Consider the following 19,905-nt stretch of genomic DNA (forward strand, 5'->3'; position numbering starts at 1 on the left):
TCTGCAGCGCCTCGGCGCTGCAGATCCGGAATCACACCGCCGACCTGAGCACGCCGCCGTCCACCCGCAGCGCCGCACCGGTGGTGGCTGACGCGAGGGGGCTGGCGACATAGGCCACCAGCGAGGCCACCTCCTCGGTCGTGGCGAAGCGGCGAATCAGGGAAGTGGGCCGCATCTTGAGGAAGAACTCCTGCTCGACGACCTCGGCCGACTTGCCTTCGGCCTGGGCCAGCGCATCGACGAAGTCGACGACACCGCGCGAACGCGTAGGCCCGGGCAGTACGCTGTTGACCGTGATGCCCGTCCCGGCCACGGCCTCCGCAAGGCCTCGCGACACCGCCAGTTGCGCGGTCTTGGTCATGCCGTAGTGGATCATCTCCGACGGGATCTGCAGCGCGCTCTCGCTCGAGATGAAGATCACCCGCCCCCAATTGCGTTGCCGCATCGCCGGCAGGTAGAGCCGCGCCAGACGCACGCCGCTGAGTACGTTGACGTCGAAGAAGCGCTGCCAGTCCGCGTCGGGGATCTCCTCGAAGGGCTTGGGCTCGAAGATGCCGAGGTTGTTGACGAGAATATCGACATCCGGGAAGCGGCGCACGAGCGCCTCGGCCGCCACCGCGGTGCTGAGGTCGCCGGCAAAGCCTTCGGCGGCGTTCGGCCCCGATGCCGCGCACAGTTGCGCGACGGCACGTTCGACGGCCACCTCGGTACGGCCGTTGACGATCACGCGCGCACCCTCGCGCGCCAGCGCCTCGGCGATCGAATAGCCGATGCCGGCCGTGCTGCCGGACACGAGAGCCTGCTTGCCTGTCAGTTGAAGATCCACGTTGAGCTTTCCTGAAGAGTGACGCTCGGTGAGCGAATGCGCGCAGTCTTGCAGGAACGCGCCGACCTGCTCGATGTCAAGGTCTTCGTCGCGCCAACCTCGGCGCCGAGGTCAGGATTCGGAGCCGGTCAGCGATGCGGCATCGGCGCCGCCCAGTCGGTTGACCAGCACCTTGTCGACCCGCTTGCCGTCGAGATCGACCACCTCGAAGCGCCAACCGGCCCACTCGACCACGTCGGCGGTCTGCGGCAGGCGCCCGAGCAGCAGCATCGTCATGCCGGCGAGGGTGTTGTAGCGGCCACGGTCCTCGTCGGGCAGTTCCTTCAGGCCGAGCCGGTCCTTGAGTTCGGGGACCGGGATCAAGCCGTCGATCAACCACGAGCCATCGTCGCGCTGCACCGCCCAGGCGTCGTCGGCGGTGGGCGTGGTGAACTCACCGGTGATGGCCTCCAGCACGTCGCGCAGCGTGATCACGCCTTGGACTTCGCCGTACTCGTCGACGACGAACACCATCTGCGTGGTCGATCCGCGGAACTGCTCGAGCAGTTCCATGCCGGTGAGCGTCTCGGGCACGAACACCGGCGGCTGCAGGCCTTCGGTCAACGACAGCGGCTTGCCGCTGGTGACCTGCTGCAGCAGGTGCTGCGTCCCGACGACGCCGAGCACCTCGTCCAGTCCGCCCCGGCACACCGGGTAGCGGGAGTGTTCGTGGGCCGCGATCACCGCCAGCGCGTCGGCGATGGGCGTCGTGCTGTCGAGCCAGGCGATCTCGCCGCGCGGGATCATCATCGAGCCGATCTGCCGCTCGTCGAGCCGGAAGACATTGCGCACCATCTGGTGTTCCTGGGCCTCGATGACCCCGGCGTCGAAGCCCTCCTCGAGGCTGGCCGCAATCTCCTCCTCCGTCACGCCCCGGCTCTGCGTATCGCGGATGCCTAGCAGGCCGAGGATCGCGCCCGTGCTGCCGGCCAGCAGCTTGACGAAGGGCCTGGCGACGAAGGACAGGCCGCGCATCGGCCGCGAGACCAGGCGCGCGACGGCTTCGGGATAGAGCTGGCCGACCCGCTTGGGCACCAGTTCGCCGAAGATGATCGTCAGGAAGGTGATGATCACCACCACCAGGGCGAGCGAGCCGATATCGGCGGCCCGCGGCGCAATGTCGAAGCCTTCCTTGAGCCACGCGGCCAACGGCTGCGAGAAGGCGGCCTCGCCCACGATGCCGTTCAGGATGCCGATCGAGGTGATGCCGATCTGCACCGTCGACAGGAAGCTCGTCGGGTTGTCATGCAACTCCATCGCCGCCTTGGCGCCGGCGTCTCCGGTTTCCACCATCACCTGCAGACGCGCCTTGCGGCTCGCGGCCAGCGACATCTCCGACATCGCGAACAGGCCGTTGAGAAGGATCAGGCAAACCAGGAGAAAGACGTCCATTCAGTGCGCCGCGCCGGGCGACGTCACGAGTCGGTGAAATACGAGCGTAGCAGAATCGACCCATGATCTATCTCGTCGGCGACCTCCAGGGCTGTTGCGACGCCCTCGACCACCTGCTCGCCAAGATCGGCTTCTCGCCCTCGCGCGATCGGCTGTACGCGCTCGGCGATCTGGTGAACCGCGGGCCGCGGTCGCTCGACGTGCTGCGGCGCCTGATCGCACTGGGCGACTCGGCCACCTGCCTGCTCGGCAACCACGACCTGCACCTGCTGGCCGTGGCCCGAGGCGTGCGCCGCCCCCACCGCAGCGACACGCTGACGCCGATCCTCGAGTCCGCGGACCGCGACGCGCTGATCGATTGGGTCCGCAGTCGACCGCTCGCGGTGCACGCGGAGGGCTGGCTGATGGTGCATGCCGGCGTGGCGCCGCAGTGGGACCGGGCGCTGACGCTGCAACTGGCCGCCGAAGTGGAGGCGGAACTCGGCGGTCCGCGATGGGGGGACTTCCTGCAGGTGATGTACGGCAACGAGCCGTCTCGATGGAAGACCGGTCTCGACGGCGCCGACCGATGGCGCTTCGCGATCAACGTGCTCACGCGCGTGCGCTTCGTCGATGCTCGTGGCACGCTGGACTTCAAGGTGAAGGAGGCCGCGGACAAAGCGCCGGACGGGCTCTACCCCTGGTTCGAGGCACCCGACCGCCAGACGCAGGGACAACCAATCGCCTTCGGCCATTGGTCGACGCTCGGCCTCTTGAATCGCCCTGACCTGCTGGCCATCGACACCGGCTGCGTCTGGGGCGGCGCGCTCACCGCGGTGCGTATCGACGGAGGACGGCGGGAGATGATCCAGGTCGACTGCGAAACGGCGCAGCGGCCTGGCTGATCAGTCGCGGCGACCGGGCCGCTGCCGAACTTAGAATTCAGTCCGTTGGAAGCGTGGCCGAGCGGTTGAAGGCAGCAGTCTTGAAAACTGCCGAAGGGGTGACCCTTCCGTGGGTTCGAATCCCACCGCTTCCGCCAATGCACCTCTCAGCGCCTAGTGAACGCGTCCTGCAGTTCTCCGGGCAGGGTATCGATTTCTTCCTCGCTCACTTCCAGCCCGCGACGCAGATCAAACGACGAATGCAACCAGTGATCGTCGGTCTGGGTGTCGTCCTGCTGAACAGCGCGGAGTTCAACAGCGCTCCGATCTGTCCGGGTTTTGGGTGGATGCAGAGTGAAATGCCGAGACTTGGCCCCGAAATCGAAAGTTGCCATGGCGAACCCCGTCCTGCGAAATCGCGTACATAAGGTTACATCTATGCTGGGGGCGTGGTAATTCCCATTTTTAGTTAAAGGTTATAGGCCATCTTCGCCGGCCGCAACGATGCCGCTCCTGGAGAGCTATCGGAGCGTCGTCCAATGGACATCGACGCTCGTCGATCGATCATCATCTTCGAACCGAGGCCCAACGGTCAGGTCGCCTGACCCAGGAGGCACCGGTTCAGCACAACGGTCGATGAAGTGGCGCAATTCAGACTCCATAGCCGGCGTGAACCCATCGCGCATCTGCATCACGATGGCCTGCTCGATCGCCAGACGCATGTCCGGAGGCAAGTGCCGCCCCGCCAGGAGCGTGGTCAGCAACTCGTGCGCGCGTTGTTCGAAGCCACTCATTCTCGGATCACGGAACGTCTGCAGGGTCGGCACGCCAGGAGAGTCTCGACGAAGGCTGGGCCGCGCCGGGGCCACGATCGGCACGACCGCAGCGCTGGATTGTCCGCCTCGGCAGGACAGGGCGTCCGAACGAACTAGGGGGTCCTTCGCGGGCCCCGCTCGGCCGCGCAACGAGCGCCGCGGGCAGTAGATCAGGCGGCGCAGGTGCGGTTCTTGCCGCTGTGCTTGGCCTCGTACAGCGCCTCGTCGGCGCGCTCCAGCGATTGCTCGAGCCGTTCGCCGGGCCGGTAGAGGCTGACGCCGGCCGAGAAGGTCACGAACACCTGCCCCTGCTCATCGCTCATGAACAGCTCCGCGCTGAGCGTACGCTGCACGCGGGTGAGCACGCGCTGCGCCTCGTCGAGCGGCGTGCCCGGCAGCAGCACCACGAACTCCTCGCCACCGTAGCGCGCCAGTGTGTCGCCGGGGCGCAGCGCCTGCGCGACGCGGTGCGTCAGGAACTGCAGCGCCGCATCGCCGCTCGCATGGCCCAGCCGATCGTTGAGCTTCTTGAAATTGTCGATGTCGATCAGCGCCACGGCGAGCGTCGCGCCCTCACCCTGTGCAGCCCGCTGGTTCTTGGCCTGCTCCGTCTCGAAGGCCTGCTGCAGGCCGCGGCGGTTGGCGATCTGCGTCAAGGGGTCCGTGGACACTTCGTCCGACAGCCGACGGATCTCGTCCTCCAATTCGACCACCCGCGCCTGCATCTCGGCCGATCGGCTGTGCTCCAGAGCCAGTCTGGCCTGCGCCTGGCTGACCCCTTCGTGCACTGCCCGGCTTTCAGCCACCATCTGTCGCACCGTCCCGGCCAGGCTCTCAAGAGACTCGGCACGGTCGATCTCGTCGGCGTACCCGTCCAATTGAGACGAGAAGCGCCCGGTCTGTGCACCCAGCGAGGCAATCTCGTCGAGCATCTCGTGGATCGAGTCCTTCAAGGCATCTCGGGCCGCCTTGCGGGCCGCGCGCAGTTCCTGCTGGCGCTCGCGCGTACCGAGCAGCAGTTGGCTGACTGATCGCACGCCCCTTGCCGTCAGGCCACCGTCGCTCTCGAACAGCTGACTGCGCATCACCTCGCACTGCCCTTTGACCCAGGAATCGTCCTCGGACAGGTCGGCCAGACCTTCGGTGAGTTCCTGGCACAGCCCTCCCAGTTGGTTCGTCAGGTGCTGGCGATGCTGCAACACCCGTTGCGCCTCGGTGCAAGCCTGCGCCACGTCTTCGACAACACCATCGGGGCCGTCGGCAGCAATGCGCGCCTGCAACTGCGCAAGCCGCTCGGCCACCTCGCGGCTGCGCGCCTCGCTCGACGGCAAGGCCGCCTGAACGGTCGCACCGAGTTCGGCGGCAACGCGCGACCAGGCCATCGAGACGGGCGCCGGCGAAGCCTCTGCAACGACCATCGGCGCGACGTCGCCCACGGGTGCTGCCGCGTCGAAAGGTGCCAGATCGCTCGGTGCCTCGTCGAGCGCATCACTGTCCCAGCTGGCGATGAGCTGCTTGAGCCTTTGCTGCAGCCGCTTGGCGTCACTGCGGCTGCCCCCGAGCACCCGCTGCAGACTGTCCTTGCGTCGAGCGGCGGTCCAGTTGCGGCCGCCACGCTCCACGCCCCGCAGGGCGCTCTGGAACAGAGCGGCCCACGCTTCGCCGTCGCCTTCGGCGCTGTCCGGCACGGCAGCAGCAACCCCCGCCGCGGGCCCCGGTGCGTCACCGCGCTCCGTCCGGTAGGCCCACGCAAAGTTCTCGGGCGTCGGTTGCTTGCGCTCCAGCGCAAGGCGGCGCAGCGCCGCCTTGGCCAACTCCGCAGCCGCGGGCTCCGCGGCACGTGCAGCGGACGCTTCCGGGTTCGAGGCCACGCCCATCGCGCGAGCTCAGGCGCCCGGAGGCAGATTGCCCGGCAGGGCGCGCACATCGGCCCGCGGCACCGACTCCGCCGTGGCGTCACTGTCTTCCACCTGCCCGATCCACGGGGCCTTGCGAGGCAATACGGTCTGCGCCAGCCATTGCTCCAGGTCTTCAGGCGGCAAGGCCTTGCTGAACAGGAAGCCCTGCATCGTGCTGCAGCCCAGGCGGTGCAGCACCTCCATCTGGCGCAGGTTCTCCACGCCCTCCGCAATCACGCGGATGCCGAGCGAGCGCGCCAGCGCAATGATCGCCGTCACCACAGCCGAACTCTGCAAGGTAACGCCGAGGTCACGCACGAAGCTGCGGTCGATTTTCAGCTCGCTGATCGGCAGCGTCGTCAGGTACGCGAGCGAAGAATAGCCGGTGCCGAAGTCGTCGATGGAGATCTCGACGCCGATCTCGTTGAGTCGATGCAAGGCCGGGATCACGTTCTGCAGATCCTTCATCAGGCCGGTTTCAGTGATCTCCAGCTCGATGCAGGAATGCGTGACGCCGTGCGCCGCCGCGGCCTGCTGGATGTGGGTCACCAGGTCGGTGCGCTCGAACAGCCGGCTCGGCAGGTTCACCGCGATCGAGGTATCGATGCCATGGTGCTGCTGCCACAGGCGCGCCTGCCGGGTGGCCTCGCGGATGGCCCACTCGCTCATCGGCACGATGAGGCCGGTCTCCTCGGCCAGCGGGATGAAATCGCCGGGCGGCACCAACACGCCATTGCGCTTCCAGCGCATCAGCGCCTCGGCACCGACCATGCGCGCGGTGCGCACGTCGATCTTCGGCTGGTAGTGCAGCACCAGTTCCTCGCGCTCGATGGCCTTGTGCAGCGCGCTCTCGAGCTCGAGCTTCTCACGGCCCTTGCCGGCCAGATGCGGCCGGTAGAGCGATGCCGCGTTGCGTCCGGCTGCCTTGGCGGAGTACATCGCCACATCGGCGTTGCGCAGCACGTCGGCCACCGAAGCGCCGTCCCGAGGGAACAGCGCGATGCCGACGCTCGCCGTCACGAAGCATTCCTGGCCGCCCACGAAGATGGGCTCGCGCATCACTTCGAGGATGCGCAGCGCAACGCGCTCGGCATCCTGGTCAGCATCGACCTCGGGCAGCAACGCCACGAACTCGTCACCGCCGAGACGACCGACCGCCTCCAGCGAGCGATGCGCGCGCAGACCTACCGAGTCGATCCCCGTCTCGACCACCTGGTCGGAGTGCCGCACGCAGGACCGCAGTCGCCGAGACACCTCCATCAGCAGTTCGTCCCCCGCCCCGTGCCCGAGCGTGTCATTGATGACCTTGAAGCGATCCAGGTCGATCAGCAGCAGCCCCACCTGATGGTTCAGCCGCTTGGCCTGTTCCATCGCACGTTCGGCGCGCCAGATCAACTGGCGCCGGTTCGGCAGGCCCGTCAGTGCGTCGAAGTTCGCCAGGTGACGGATCTTGTCCTCGGCCACCCGTCGGTCGGTCACGTCCTGAACGATGCCGGTGTAGCCGGTCAGGTTGCCGTGTTCGTTGAACTCGGGTTCGGCCTCGACGTGGACCACGCGCTGGCGCCCGTCGATCAGTTGTACCGGGAAATCGGTGGCCAGCACGGTGCTGCGGGCCAGCGTATCCCGCAACAGCGACAGACAGCCCTGCCGATGCTCGGCGGGGACCATGCGGATGAGCGATCTCATGCCGAGGTGATCCCCCGGGCCCAGACCGAAGACGCGCAAACCCTCGACCGAGAACAGCAGCCCCGAGCGATCGCGCCGCCAGTCGAAGCTTCCCATGCGTGCGAGATCCTGCGCGCGTGCCAGCTTCGATTTGCTGCGCTCGAGCTCCAGTCGGGTGCGGGACGAGCGCAGCAGATAACGCAGCCGTCCGGCCAGCAGACTCCACTGCGTCGATTTGACGAAAAAGTCGGTGGCGCCGGCCTCGTAGGCACGGGTGATCGACGCATCGTCATCCAATCCGGTCAGCATCAGCACCGGCATCGACTCGAAGCCGGGCAAGGCGCGCAGCTCTCGGCAGGTGGTGAAGCCGTCCATGCCGGGCATCAGCGCATCGAGCACGATGACGTCGGGCGACCAGTCGGTCAGCAACTGCACCGCGCGCTCGCCGCTGGTGGCTTCGGTGACGGCGAAGCCTCGCTCGCGCAACGCGATCGATGTCAGCAGCAGGTTGACCTCGTCGTCGTCGACCAGGAGAACACGAGGGCTCTCCAGAGGATCGTCGACAGAGGGATCGGCGCGCAGGTCCATGGGTGAATTCTTGATCGACAGCGCGTGGGTCGTGGATCCGGGTCAGGCGGCAGGCAGCAGCAGAGCGTGCAGGCTGCCACGAACCGACGCGATCTCGGCGCGCAGCGCCGCGACGCGCGGCCCCAGGGCCTGCACCTCGTTGTTGCGAATCATGCCCTCGATGTCGGCACACAGGGCCGACAACTTGAGCGCCCCGATGCTGGCCGACGAGGATTTCAGCGTATGGGCGACATGCTTCACGCCGTCGAGGTCGCCCGCTGCATGCGCTTCGTCGAGCTGCGGCAGCAAACGCCCCGTGGACGTCTCGAACGCCTGCACGACGCGCTCCAGCAGCCGGTTCGCCCCGGTGGGATCGAGGTCGCGCAGCCGCTGCAGAGCCTGGGCATCCAGAGCTCCTGCCGTCGCCGCAGGGGGGATCGCCGGAGCTCCAGCCAACGCTGGCTCGGCCGGAGCCGGCGTCAGCTCTCCCGCCCCGGTGTCGGGAATGTTCAGGCGTTGTGACAGCATGGTGTGCAACTGGCTTTGCCGGAAGGGTTTGGAAAGGTATTCATCGAATCCGAGGCCGAGGAATCGCTCGCGGTCACCCCCCAATGCGTTGGCGGTCACCGCGACCACCGGCGTGGTGGGTGGAGTGCGGAAGGCGAAGCGCTCGCCAGGTCCTCGGCGGAACCAGCCGAGCGCCTCGACACCGTCCATGCCCGGCATCTGGATGTCCATCATGATCAGGTCGAAGCGCTCGGCACACAAGGCACGCAGCCCTTCGAGCGCCGACGAGGCGAGCTGCACGCGGCAACCGAAGTGGCGCAGCATCTGCCCGATCACTTCCTGGTTCACGGGATTGTCCTCGACCACCAGGATATGGGCGCCGATCTTGCGCGACGAACCGCCGCCGGCGCCGGCAACACCCGACACGCCGAGGATCGCCTGGCGCAGTTCGGCCTTCCGCACCGGCTTGTTGACGAAGCGCTTGAAGCCCACGGCCTGCGCGCGCTTGGCGTCGTCGGGCGAGCTCACGGACGACAGCATGATCAGCTTCACGTCCGCGAAGTCCGGCTCGGCCGAGATCCGGTCGGCCAGTTGCAGGCCATCGAGCCGCGGCATCTGCATGTCGATCAGCGCAATGTCGAAGCTGCGTGCGGCATCGCGCTCCGCATGCAGCCGCTCCAGCGCATGCACGCCGTCGTTCGCCACCACGACCTCCATGCCCCAGGCCCCGAGCAGGTTTTCGAGCACCGTCCGGTTGGTCTCGTTGTCATCGACGACGAGCACGCGCAGGGCCGGCATGTCATGCAGTTCGAGCATGTCGACATCGACGTCGCTGGAGGCCGGCGACAGGGGCAGCCGAACGCAGAACCGCGAGCCCACCCCCGGCTGGCTGCGGACCGTGATCGATCCGGACATCAGTTCGACCAGCTGGCGCGAGATCGCCAGCCCCAGACCGGTGCCGCCGTAGCGTCGCGCCATGCCGCTGCTGGCCTGGCTGAAGGCGATGAAGAGCCGTGACAAGGCCTCGGGGGGAATGCCGATCCCGGTATCTCGCACGCACAGCTCGACCCACAGCCGGTCCCCGGTGGCCAGGGCCGTCTCTGCCGCGGTCGGCTCGACCCGGCGCATCTCGACGACCACCTCGCCATGCTCGGTGAATTTGATCGCGTTGGCGACCAGGTTCGTGAGCACCTGGCGCAGCCGCAGCGCATCGCCATGCAGTGCCGGCGGCAGGCCGGGCTCCTCCCGGAAGCTCAACTCCAGCCCGCGCTCCTGCGCCCGAGGCGCCAACAGTTCCAACACGTCCTCGACCAGGGCTCGCGGCGTGAAGTCGGCCGGCGCCAGTTCCAGCTTGCCGGCCTCGATCTTCGAGAAATCGAGGATGTCGTTGATGATCTCGAGCAGGCTTTCGCCGGAGCGGTACACCGCCTGGGCAAAGCGTCGCTGCCGCGAATCGAGCGCGGTGCCCAGCAGGAGTTCGGTCATGCCGAGCACGCCGTTCATCGGCGTGCGGATCTCGTGGCTCATCGTCGCCATGAACTGGCTCTTCGCCTGGCTCGCCGTCTCGGCCTGCAGCGCCAGCGCCTGGGCCGCAGCCGTGGCCTGCTGCAACTCGGCGGCGCTGGCCTCGATGGCACTGCGATGCTCCCGCAGCCGGGCCTGCATGCTGTTGAAGGTGGCGGCGAGCCGGCCCAGTTCGTCGTCGGAGACGATCTCCACCGGTTGCTCGAAGTCGTCGTCCGCCATGCGCAACGCCCCGTCGCGCAGCCCGTCGATCTGACGGTTGATGCGGCGCGTCAGATAGCCGGCGACCACCAGCCCGAGCGTGAGCAAACCGCAGGCCGTCACCAGCATCAGAGCGAACAACAGCTGGGCGATCCAGCGGCTGGCCTCCCCCAGCACGGTGGAGAAGGCGTCCTCGATCGGCACGAGGCGGCGATTGAGCACCTCGATCTCGCCGATCAGGAGGGCAGCGTGCGCCGGGCTCAGGCTGCCGTTCAGCACTTGCGTGCGGATGGTGTCGCCGTAGCTGCGCAGCAGCGCCATTTCCTCGTCGCCGCGGGTCCAGAGCTGGATCACCCGGTCCATGTAGCTCAGATTGCGGAAGGTCCGGAACAACCAGATCAGGCTGTCGATGTCGTCGGGGTGGTTGCGCCCTGCCAAGAAGCCCGCATACGCCACGTCGTAGTCGAAATCGGGCTTCTCCAGTTCCAGTCGCGCCTGCCGGTCACCCAGCGTCACGGACAACGCCGCTGCGTACTGGCGGTAATCAGCTTCCTCGTGGGTCTGTGCATAGCGCACCAGGTAGAACACCGCGTCGCGGTTGCCTTTGGCCCACAGCCCGTCCCCGGCCACGTAGGCGCGCACGCCGGACAGGATGTCGGAGCTGAGCTTGCTGAGGTAGACGAGGCCGACGACCACGCCGACCAGCAGGAACACGATCAACGCGAGCTTGCGCGCCACCGCCAGATCGCGCAGCGGCCGCAGCACCCGGCGATCGACCGCGGCGCGCGCCTCGGCCGCGGCACGCTCGAACTGCGAGTCGACGTGCTCGTTGCTCATCGAGCCACCCCCGACCCGGGAACCCGCCGTGTCGATGTGGACGTCTTGCGTCCGGGTTGGCCGACGGCGCGGATCGAGCAGGTGCGCATGTCGGCAAGTGTGGCGTGGCCCGGTGCCGCGCGCAAAGCCGCCGCCGTCCCTCCTGTCGGGTGCTGGCGAGCCGTCGCGACGCCGAGGCCCCGCTGCGGCAATCGTTCACGGATGCGACTTCTACAATCGATCACATGATTTCGATTGACAACGACCTCAGGCGTGCACTGTCCCGGATCGCGGAAGCCTCGGGCATCGGACTCGGCGCGTTGCTGCTGCCGGTCGACGCGCGAGCTGCCTTCGACGCTGCCGAGGGTCTGCCCTGGCATGCCTTCGGGCTGTTGCTGGTCGGCGCGCTGCTGGCACTGGGCGTCCTGCTCGGTCTCCTGGCGTGGCAACAGCGCCAGCGGCGAGACGCCGCTGCACTGCGCGACGAGCGCGCCCGCGTGCGACGCCTGCTCGGCTTGATCGAGGGCCCGCTGTGGCGCACCGACGCACAGCACCGCCTGACCGCGCTGCGCGCGACGGCGCTGCCTGCCGACCATGCGCTGCACGCCGGCCGCGACAGTCAGGCGTTCTGGCAGCTGTTCGACGAGACGTCGATGCCCGGCCTGCGCCAGGCTCTCGAGTCGGAAGCCGATTTCCAGGCCATCGAGGTCGGGCTCGCGGCGCCTGGCGGCGGGCCGCTGCAACGCTGGCGATTGAAGGCATGCGTGTGCCTCGACGCCTCGGGCCGCTTCGCTGGCCACGAGGGGAGCGCGACGCTCCTGACGCCCCCACGCCCGTCGCCGGCGGGTGCGGACGAGGATGCGGCGTCGTTCGGCACGCTGGTGTCGCACGATCTGCGCGCACCGATCCGGGTGGTCGAGGGCTTCACGAAGATTGTCAAGGAGGACTACGGTCGCCTGCTCGATCGCGTCGGCAACGACCACCTTGACCGCGTACTCGGGGCCGCGGCCCGCATGAACGGCATGATCGACGCGCTGCTGGCGCTGTCGAGACTCGGCGCGCTGCCTCTGGCGCGCCAGACGGTCGACCTGTCGCAACTCGCGAGCTACGTGATCGACGATCTGCAGCGCCAGGCGCCCGAACGCCGCGTCGATGTCCGCATCGCGCCCGGCCTGCTGGTCACCGGCGATCCGACCCTGTTGCGCGTGGTGCTCGAGAACCTGCTGGGCAACGCTTGGAAATACAGCGCCCATCGCCACGTTGCCCGGATCGAACTGGGCCGCGTGGTCGAAGGCGAGCACAGTGCGTTTTGCGTGGCCGACAACGGCGCCGGTTTCGACATGCGCTTCATCGATCGGCTGTTCGGCGTGTTTCAGCGACTGCACAGCAGCAGCGATTTCGCCGGCACCGGGGTCGGCCTTGCGTCGGTGCGGCGCATCGTGCAACGCCATGGCGGCGAGATCTGGGCGGAGGCCGAGGTCGACCGCGGAGCCCGCTTCTACTTCACCCTGTCCACCTGAAACGATCGACGCCAAGACGGCCACTCGGTTCACGGCGCCGCAGGCGCCGACAACAGCTCGACCGCGGCCAGGAGCTGCTCGCACTCGGCCTCCAGCGCCCGCCCGTGATGCGTCGCCAGCCGGCGCAGCCGCTCCAGCGCCACGGCACGCGGCAGCGAGTGCCTGTGCATCACCACGCCGACCGCGATGGCCACCGGATCGGACAGCGGATCGCGCGGACGCGGCGCACCGACCTCGGCGACCGGTTCGACCCCGCCGCGGATGCGCTTGAACGCCGCCTCGACCGCCGGCAGGATCTGCCGCATGTCGACCGGCTTGATCAGGTGATCCAGTGCGCCCAGGGCCCGCACCTGCGCCACCGTGGCCGCGTCGGAGAAGGCCGACAGGAACATGAAGGGCACGCTGCCGTGCTCTCGCAGGTAGGCGGCCACGTCGAATCCGCTCTTGCCCTCCATGCGGATGTCGAGCAGGGCCAGGTCCGGCCGGCGCGTGCGCGCCTCGAGGATGGCGTCGTCGCCATTGTCGGCGTCGACCACGGCATAGCCGGCCGCGGACAAGCCGTGCGTCAGCGTCGCCAGCACCAGCCTGTCGTCATCGACGACGAGGATCTTGCCCTTGCTGCTCAAGAATGATTCCCCTTGATGGCCGTGACCGCGCCCTGATCCGCACGAGTGCCGGTCTTGCTCATGAAAGTACACCGATGTTCGTCGACCGCGGCTCCAGCGACACCAGGCCGGGCGGACGCAGGCTCACGCAAGCCAGCACACCGCCGGCATCCGGCGCCAGGCCGAAAGTTGCGGTACGCCGCGGCAGCAGCGCTCGAACCAGTCCCAGTCCGTAGACCCCCGCAGCCACCCGGTCGAGGCTGAAGCCCTCGGGCAACCGCCCCTCGTTCCGGATCTCGATGCGCGCTTCCTCGGCCGCGCTGACGAGCCGGCACTCGACCGCGCCGTTGCCGTGCTTCAGCGCATTGCCCAGCAGCTCGTTGAGCGTCAGCGCGATCGGGATCGCCTCGGCCTCGGGCAGGGCCCAGCGCGGCGCCTCGCCGTCCGGCAGTTCCACAGTGATGGTCCGGTCGCTGCCGCGCTGCAGGTTGGTCGAGATCGCGCCGACCAGGCTGGCCAGTTGCACCGGCCCCTGCGAGCCCACCTGCAGGCCATAGACCTGGGCGATCGCCTGCACCTGTGCCACGGCCTCGTGGATGGCCGGCGCCACCTCGGGGCGCCGCTGGGCGATCTGCGTCAGCAGGCCGGCCACGCCTTGCAGGTTGTTCTTGATGCGGTGATGGACCTCCTTCACCAGCATCTCGCGCTGCGCGATCGCAGCCTCCAGGCGTGCCGCCTGGGCGGCACGCTGCTCCGTCACATCGACCGCCACCAGCAGCACCTCGTCCGGGACCTCGCCGGGCTGCCCGAGCGGCAGGTAGCGTGCCTCCCAGACCAGCGGGCGCCCTTCATGCTCGAAGCGGTACTCGCGCAGCGTGACATCACCGCCCTGGCCGGCGTCGAGCGCCGCCTGCAGGTCGGCGCGGATCACGTCACCACCGATCGGCAACGGCAGTTCCTCCGGCCGGCGGCCGACCAGCATCTCGCCCGGCAGGCCGGCTGCAGCGGCAACCTGCGGATTGGCCTGCCGCAACTCGCCGCTGGCCGCATCGAACAGGGCAATCGCCAACGGCGCCAGGTCGATGACCCGCTGCAGCGAGGCCTGCGCCTGCGCGCTGCGCGCCTCGGCGCGGCGGCGGCGGTCGATGTCGAGCAGCGCATACGTGAGCTGCGGTTGCTCGGCATCGCCGGTCGGAACCACATTACCGACCACCCAGAAGGCTCGGCCATCGCGCGCCTGCACGCGACACTCGAAGCTGCCGGCCGCCGCTTCGGTGCGCAGGTCGGGTGACGCCAGCCGCGCTTCGACCTGGCGGAACGGGTGTTGAGGATCGCTGGTCGCCACGCAGCACAAGGGGAAGTGCTGAAAATCGGCCAGATCACCGCCGAACATGCGGCGCGCCGAACGGTTCATCCACTCGATGCCCCCCTGCCCCACGGTGACGATGCCGACGAATACCGAGTCGAGGATGGCCCGGGTGAGTTCGGCCTGCTGTGCCATGGCCGATTCCGTGCGCTCGCGCTCGTCGGCGAGACGCTCCAACTGCGCCTGCTGGCGCTTCAGGCGCGTGATGTCGGACAGCACCGCCACCACCTCGGCGTCAGGGCCGGGGGGGCCGATGCGGCGCGCCGCCAGCGACACCCAGTGCGGTTCGTGCTGCGGCAGCAGGATCTCGATCTCCGTCTCGTAGACGCCGGACTCGAGCAACGCCAGCTCGGCGTCTTCCACCGCGAGCCGCGCCTGCGGCTGGCCGGCGAACAGCTCGCGCACGCTGCACCCGGCCACGGCGCCCGAGGTGGTGCCGAGCATGCGTTCGAAGCTGCGATTGCAGCGCACCAACGTGTTGCCGCGCAGGAAGGCGATGCCGGCACTCGAGCTCTCGAGGATGCTGCTCAGCTCCCGCAGCAGCTCTTCGCTGCGAGCGCGGCTATGTTCCTGCTCCGTGACGTCGAGCGTGACCACCGAGGGGTCGCCGTCCCCGTCCGGCCGTGGCGACACGCGCGTGAGCAGCCAGCGCATGCCCAGTTCGGGATGGCGGATCGCGTAGCGCGCCTGAGCCGCCTCGCCGGCGCGCAGCGCCCGCTGCAGCCGCTCGAACTCGGGCAGCGAATCGGACAGCACCAGATCGCGGCTGACGCTCTGCAGCGCCACACCGACGCCGGCCGCGTCGACCAGCGCCCCGAGTTGGGCCTGCGCCAGATCGAGCGCCTGCTCCGCGCTGAGATCCTCGATCACCGCGATGTAGCGCGACTCGCTACCGGCCACGGCATCGGTGCAGCGCACCCTCGCCCGCAGATGGCGGGGAGAGCGGGAGCGCGCCCCTGGCAAGGCCGCGACCCAGCCGCGACGCTCGGCGGCCTCGCCACCCGGCTGCAGCGCACCGAGGCTGCGCGGCCCATGCCAGCCCAGCAGGTCGTTCAGTCCCGGGGGAGCCTCGCTCAACAGCACCGGCACCCGACCGACCAGGGCCTCGAAAACGGCGTTGCTGCGCAGCACGAGGCCGGCGCCGTCGAAGGCCAGCATGCCGACCGGGCTGAGCTCGAACCACTGATCGAGCTCGCTGAGTGAACGCTCCGCCCGCTCTCGGGCCGCCCTCTCGGCGGTGCAGTCCTGCATCACCGTCAGGCACAGTGCACGGCCCTCGGTGTCCGTGACCTGACGCCGCGCCCCGCGGAACCAGCGGTCACGCCCCTGCGCGTCGACCAGACGGCGCTCCATCAGCGCCGGCAGTTCAGCGCCTGCCGGCGGGTCGCGGGTGGATTCCCACAGCAGGTGGTCCTCGATCGGCACCAGCGTCAGCGTGTCCATGCCGACGAGGCGGTTGCGCGACCAGCCGGTGTAGTCGACGAAGGCCTGGTTGACGTCGACGATGCGGAAGTGGCCGTCTTCCAGGATGGCAGGAAACGGCGAGTGCCAGTACAGCCGGCGCACCTCGGCGAGCGGTTCCGCCGCGGTCTGCACCGCGGCCGCCACGCGCTCGCGCCGCGCTGGCGGCAGGCGCAGGGCCCAGCGCTGGGCGCTGAGCTGGCTGAGCGCGGCATCGGGAAAGCTGCTCAGCAGCTCGTCTGCCCGGCCCTCCAGCACATCCAGGACCCAGGACACCAGACCGCCGTCGATCACCGGTGGCAGATCTTCCAGCGGCATGCCCGGCTCGAACGGGAACAGCCTCAGGGCGGCCGTGTTGGCGAAACGCACGCGCGCCTGCGCGTCGAGCATCAGCAGGGGGTCGTTCAGTGTGTCGAGAAAGCCGTGCCACAGAACCACGGCGTCGGCAGCGCTCACCGGTGGCGGCTGGGCAGGAAGGGCAGCGGGAGTGACCAAAGGCACGGGCTCGGACAGCAACTGCTCGGCCAGGCAGGAGGCCTGGGCAACTGTCACGGAGTGTAAGGTCAAGGAGCCTGTCGGACAGGCTGTCCCGACTGTGGAAAACACGGGCGGGGGCCCGCCCCGCCTCCGGGCCGAGCGGCCTGCCGGACCGTCACAAGGACAGCAGGCGCCGCCGCTTCTGCGTCTGGTCGATGTAGCGTTGCAGCGCGCGCTCGCCGTCGCCGCCGAGGTTCAGCATCTCGCAGCCCAGCCGCGCGCCGCGCGACTCGTGGTGCAGCAGCGTCACGTGGTGGACGATCAGGCCGCTTTGCAGGCGGGTGTCGCCGTCCAGGTCGACCTGCACCTGCGCGATCTGCACGCCCGGCTCGATCGGCGGCACATCGTCGGGCAGGAACAGCGCAACGCCGCCGATGCTCACGTCGAGCACGCGCAGGCTCAGCTGCATGTCGGGCAGCGCCGGATGACGCAGCGTGGCGGTCGGGCTGGTGTTGAGCAGCGGCCGCACGCGGTAGCTGCCGCGTCGCTGGAAACGGTAGAGCTCGCGCGGGAAGCGCGCATTCAGCGCGCTGGCGCGTCCGCTGTGCACCAGCACCAGGTCGTGCAGGTCGAACTGGAGCTTGACGCTGTCGAGGTAGCCCACCGCGACCACCTCCTCGCTCTCCAGCAGGCGCTGGAGCTTGATGTCGCCGCCGTCGGCACTCAGGCACAGCAGCCCCCGCGCCGGGTCCAGTGCCCACACAGTGGTCGTGTAGGCGGCGCCCTCCGGTGAGCTGAGGCTCAACAGCACGTTGCCGTCGGCGCATTGCTTGAGCAGGCTGAACACCTCGGCCGGCGCGCTCACCCTGAATTCACCCAGGCCATGGGGAGAACCGCTCATGGCCTCCAGCGGCATCGGCAGCGTTTCCATCGCTCGGATTCTCTCGGCAGCAGTCTGATGGGAATCGGGTTCGGTTTCGATCAGTGCAGCATCTTCGGCCGGCCGGCCAGGAGCTGATCGAGGTCCTCGAGCCAGGGCTCGGCCAGGGTACGGACCTCGGCGTCGTTGACGAGAATGCGCTTCATGATGCGGGTCTTGAGCTGGCGCTCGTCCGCGCCGAGTTCACGGGTCGCCGCAGCCTGCTTGAGCTGATTGATCAGCACCGCGCAGGCCCCTTCGAGCTTGACGACCTGGTCCCAGTTGCCGCCGCGCGCGGCCTCGAGCATCTGCTCGCTGGCGCGTTCGATGGCCTCGTAGTAGTTCAGCAATGGCGTACTCATCGAAAACTTCCTTGTCGATGGATCGTCGTCGGGGCGCTCAGCGAACCGCCGGCACGTCGCTTTGGGCGCGGATCGTCGACCAGGCATCGCGCAGCGGCTCGATCAGGCTGACGCATTCGGCCAGCGCGGCATCGTCGTTGCGCAGGTTGGCCTGCATCAGGCGCGTGCTGACATAGCTGTAGAGCGATGACAGCTGCTCGGTCAGGGCGCCGCCGGCCGGGCTCAGCCCGCCCTTGAGTCCTTCCTCGACGATACGGACCGCCCGGCTCAGTTCGTGTGCCTTGCGCTCGATCTGGCCATCGCGCAGTGCGCCGCGCGCACGCGCCACGGCATCGAGCAATCCGGTGAACAGCATCGCGACCAGCTGGTGGGGCGAGGCGCCGCCGATACCGGTCTCGACGCCGACCAGGTTGTAGGCCTGGCTGGAGGCGTGGTGGCGCGACGGCGAGTAGGGGCTGCTCTGGGCAAACATGACTGAAGGTCCGGCATTCGAGTGGGGCTGAGTGTTTATCGGCCGCTGCGCGCCCGGTCTTGAGCGCCACACACTCGAAAATCGCCCTGCGTTTCAACCGATCCCGCGAATGCGCGGATCGGGAACGACCTCAGTTGTCGCTCTTCTTGTAGAGGTTCGACAGGCCGTCCAGTTGCTGGGTCATGTAGGTCGACAGGGCGCTCAGTTTCGCCATCTGGGTGTCCAGCGCCGTGTACTGCTGGGTCAGCCGGACCTGCATGCGGTCGGCACGGTCGTTGACCTTGTCCTGGTCATCCTGGTTGCGCTCCAGACGGGCCTTGAGCCCGGCGTTGCGGCTGGCGATCACGCCCTCGGTGCCGGTCGACATGTCGGCCAGCTTCTGGAAACGCACGCCCAGGCCCGTCGACGCGGGGTTCGCCGTGTCGTTTGTCGTGAAGAGCTTCGACAGCTCGGCCGGCTTCGCGAGCGCCGCGTCGAGCTTGGCGTTGTCGAGCACGATGGAACCGTCGCGCTGCACGTTGAAGCCGATGTCCGACAGGCGGGTCAGCTCGGCCGAGGCCGCGCTGTCCTGGCGCAGCATGGCGCGGAACTGATTGCGCAGCCCCACGGCGGCGCTGTCGCCCTGCAAGGTGCCGCCGATCTTGTTCTCCTCGTCGTACTTGGTCTGCGTGACCAAGTAGGTGTTGAGCGCGTTGTAGGCGTCGGAGAACTTCTTGATCGCGTCGCGCATCGTCCCGGTGTTCGTCGTGACATTCACGGTGACCGGTGCGGTGGTGACCTTCACGAGATCGAGCGTCACGCCGTCCAGCGTGCCCGTCAGGCGGTTCGTGGGCGACTCGATCGCCAGGCCGTTGATCGATGCGAGGGCATTGACCGCGGCCTGCGTCTGCGTCATCGGGTTGGCACCGCTGGCCGGGTCGTAGGCCAGGCCCGTCAGCGCCCCGGTGGCATCGCTGACGGCGACGCGCAGGGTGCTGTCCAGTCCGGTCGTGGTGCTGGTCAGCGTGAGGCGGGCACCGTTCGCGTCGCGCACGATCGCCGCCGAGACTCCGGCGTTCGCCGCATTGATCTGCGTCTTCACCTGCTCGAGCGTCGTGCCCTCCGCGAACTCGAGTTCGAGCGTCGTCGATCCGGTCTTCGGGGTGAACGCCGGATCGTTCGCGACGTTGTAGCCGCCGAGTTCGATCGTCATCTTGCCGGCACCGACCACGTCGGTCGGCGCGGTGAACACCGCCGAGGCCAGGCTCTGCGCGCGTGCGATCTGGGAGACGCTGACCGAATAGCTGCCGATGGCGGCGCCCGCGCTGGCGGTGGCGGCGACCGAGGTGGCGTCGCTGGTGCCTGCCGACGCCGCTTGCCACAGGGTGGGCTTGGCGAGCGCCTTCGCAGCGTCGCCGACGGCGGACACCAGGCTCTGCAACTGACCGTAGGCAGAGACCTGGGTCTGCATGAACGTCGCCGCGGTCTGCATCTTCTCCAGCGGCTTGCGCTCCAGCGCCACGAGCTGCGAGACGATGCTGCTGACGTCGAGGCCGCTGCCGAGACCGGGTGAAGAAATGGCCATGCTGAGTCCGGACGGATTGATGAGGAGCTATCGGCGCTCGCGCAGA

Annotated in this window: 15 protein-coding genes and 1 tRNA gene; 3 read left to right on the forward strand and 13 right to left on the reverse strand. The window is 68.4% G+C overall.

Annotated features, from left to right (window positions below; all coding sequences use genetic code 11):
* Positions 1-31: 31 nt before the first annotated feature.
* Together MPE_RS14390 and MPE_RS14395 are read right to left on the reverse strand one after the other, a co-directional pair.
* On the reverse strand, positions 32-826 hold the full coding sequence (locus tag MPE_RS14390; RefSeq protein WP_011830435.1) for an SDR family NAD(P)-dependent oxidoreductase: 795 nt from the start codon (positions 824-826) through the stop codon (positions 32-34).
* 111 nt (positions 827-937) lie between these two features.
* A complete protein-coding gene (locus tag MPE_RS14395; RefSeq protein WP_011830436.1) occupies positions 938-2,257 on the reverse strand; it encodes a hemolysin family protein in 1,320 nt (439 codons plus the stop codon).
* Positions 2,258-2,319: 62 nt separating this feature from the next.
* On the opposite strand from MPE_RS14395, the gene MPE_RS14400 reads away from it, so the two are divergent.
* Positions 2,320-3,141, forward strand: coding sequence for a symmetrical bis(5'-nucleosyl)-tetraphosphatase (locus tag MPE_RS14400; RefSeq protein WP_011830437.1), 822 nt, complete (start codon positions 2,320-2,322; stop codon positions 3,139-3,141).
* A 47-nt stretch (positions 3,142-3,188) separates the two neighbouring features.
* Positions 3,189-3,278, forward strand: a tRNA-Ser gene (locus tag MPE_RS14405).
* A gap of 9 nt (positions 3,279-3,287) precedes the next feature.
* Here the strand turns inward: MPE_RS14405 and MPE_RS24035 are convergent.
* The 5 genes from MPE_RS24035 to MPE_RS14425 form a co-directional block, all read right to left on the reverse strand.
* The gene (locus MPE_RS24035) at positions 3,288-3,515 is read right to left on the reverse strand and encodes a hypothetical protein (protein WP_148210958.1); all 228 of its coding nucleotides are present in this window, start codon (positions 3,513-3,515) and stop codon (positions 3,288-3,290) included.
* A gap of 126 nt (positions 3,516-3,641) precedes the next feature.
* Positions 3,642-3,914: a hypothetical protein gene (locus MPE_RS14410; RefSeq protein WP_158304622.1), complete on the reverse strand. Its 273-nt coding sequence runs from the start codon at positions 3,912-3,914 to the stop codon at positions 3,642-3,644.
* Positions 3,915-4,105: 191 nt separating this feature from the next.
* The gene (locus tag MPE_RS14415) at positions 4,106-5,812 is read right to left on the reverse strand and encodes a GGDEF domain-containing protein (protein WP_011830439.1); all 1,707 of its coding nucleotides are present in this window, start codon (positions 5,810-5,812) and stop codon (positions 4,106-4,108) included.
* A gap of 9 nt (positions 5,813-5,821) precedes the next feature.
* A complete protein-coding gene (locus MPE_RS14420; RefSeq protein ID WP_011830440.1) occupies positions 5,822-8,086 on the reverse strand; it encodes a putative bifunctional diguanylate cyclase/phosphodiesterase in 2,265 nt (754 codons plus the stop codon).
* 42 nt (positions 8,087-8,128) lie between these two features.
* Positions 8,129-11,134 carry a response regulator gene (locus tag MPE_RS14425; RefSeq protein ID WP_011830441.1) on the reverse strand — a complete coding sequence of 1,002 codons (3,006 nt, stop codon included), beginning with the start codon at positions 11,132-11,134 and terminating at the stop codon, positions 8,129-8,131.
* A 56-nt stretch (positions 11,135-11,190) separates the two neighbouring features.
* On the opposite strand from MPE_RS14425, the gene MPE_RS22815 reads away from it, so the two are divergent.
* Complete coding sequence (locus tag MPE_RS22815; RefSeq protein WP_148210959.1) at positions 11,191-12,633, forward strand: sensor histidine kinase; 1,443 nt, start codon at positions 11,191-11,193, stop codon at positions 12,631-12,633.
* Between the two features lie 29 nt (positions 12,634-12,662).
* Here the strand turns inward: MPE_RS22815 and MPE_RS14435 are convergent, their stop codons facing one another.
* The 6 genes from MPE_RS14435 to fliD form a co-directional block, all read right to left on the reverse strand.
* Positions 12,663-13,259, reverse strand: coding sequence for a response regulator (locus MPE_RS14435; protein ID WP_011830443.1), 597 nt, complete (start codon positions 13,257-13,259; stop codon positions 12,663-12,665).
* A 58-nt stretch (positions 13,260-13,317) separates the two neighbouring features.
* Entirely contained in the window at positions 13,318-16,521 is a 3,204-nt protein-coding gene (locus MPE_RS22820; RefSeq protein WP_049820823.1) for a PAS domain S-box protein, read from the reverse strand.
* Positions 16,522-16,717: 196 nt separating this feature from the next.
* On the reverse strand, positions 16,718-17,473 hold the full coding sequence (locus MPE_RS14445; RefSeq protein ID WP_237706327.1) for a flagellar brake protein: 756 nt from the start codon (positions 17,471-17,473) through the stop codon (positions 16,718-16,720).
* A 50-nt stretch (positions 17,474-17,523) separates the two neighbouring features.
* Entirely contained in the window at positions 17,524-17,823 is a 300-nt protein-coding gene (locus tag MPE_RS14450) for a flagellar protein FliT (protein ID WP_011830446.1), read from the reverse strand.
* Between the two features lie 37 nt (positions 17,824-17,860).
* Complete coding sequence (gene fliS / locus MPE_RS14455) at positions 17,861-18,295, reverse strand: flagellar export chaperone FliS (RefSeq protein ID WP_011830447.1); 435 nt, start codon at positions 18,293-18,295, stop codon at positions 17,861-17,863.
* Positions 18,296-18,425: 130 nt separating this feature from the next.
* Positions 18,426-19,859 (reverse strand): flagellar filament capping protein FliD, encoded by a 1,434-nt coding sequence (gene fliD, locus MPE_RS14460; protein ID WP_011830448.1) that lies wholly within the window; start codon positions 19,857-19,859, stop codon positions 18,426-18,428.
* Between the last annotated feature and the right edge of the window lie 46 nt (positions 19,860-19,905).

This window comes from Methylibium petroleiphilum PM1, assembly GCF_000015725.1.
GTDB lineage: Bacteria > Pseudomonadota > Gammaproteobacteria > Burkholderiales > Burkholderiaceae_C > Methylibium > Methylibium petroleiphilum.

What these genes read in the sequence shown, in the direction of transcription:
- MPE_RS14420 (WP_011830440.1), bottom strand. Translation starts at nt 8,086, where the DNA reads ATGGACCTGCGCGCCGATCCCTCTGTCGACGATCCTCTGGAGAGCCCT.
- MPE_RS24035 (WP_148210958.1), bottom strand. Translation starts at nt 3,515, where the DNA reads ATGGCAACTTTCGATTTCGGGGCCAAGTCTCGGCATTTCACTCTGCAT.
- MPE_RS14450 (WP_011830446.1), bottom strand. Translation starts at nt 17,823, where the DNA reads ATGAGTACGCCATTGCTGAACTACTACGAGGCCATCGAACGCGCCAGC.
- MPE_RS14445 (WP_237706327.1), bottom strand. Translation starts at nt 17,473, where the DNA reads ATGGAAACGCTGCCGATGCCGCTGGAGGCCATGAGCGGTTCTCCCCAT.
- fliS (WP_011830447.1), bottom strand. Translation starts at nt 18,295, where the DNA reads ATGTTTGCCCAGAGCAGCCCCTACTCGCCGTCGCGCCACCACGCCTCC.
- MPE_RS14410 (WP_158304622.1), bottom strand. Translation starts at nt 3,914, where the DNA reads ATGAGTGGCTTCGAACAACGCGCGCACGAGTTGCTGACCACGCTCCTG.
- MPE_RS14395 (WP_011830436.1), bottom strand. Translation starts at nt 2,257, where the DNA reads ATGGACGTCTTTCTCCTGGTTTGCCTGATCCTTCTCAACGGCCTGTTC.
- MPE_RS14415 (WP_011830439.1), bottom strand. Translation starts at nt 5,812, where the DNA reads ATGGGCGTGGCCTCGAACCCGGAAGCGTCCGCTGCACGTGCCGCGGAG.
- MPE_RS14425 (WP_011830441.1), bottom strand. Translation starts at nt 11,134, where the DNA reads ATGAGCAACGAGCACGTCGACTCGCAGTTCGAGCGTGCCGCGGCCGAG.
- MPE_RS14400 (WP_011830437.1), top strand. Translation starts at nt 2,320, where the DNA reads ATGATCTATCTCGTCGGCGACCTCCAGGGCTGTTGCGACGCCCTCGAC.
- fliD (WP_011830448.1), bottom strand. Translation starts at nt 19,859, where the DNA reads ATGGCCATTTCTTCACCCGGTCTCGGCAGCGGCCTCGACGTCAGCAGC.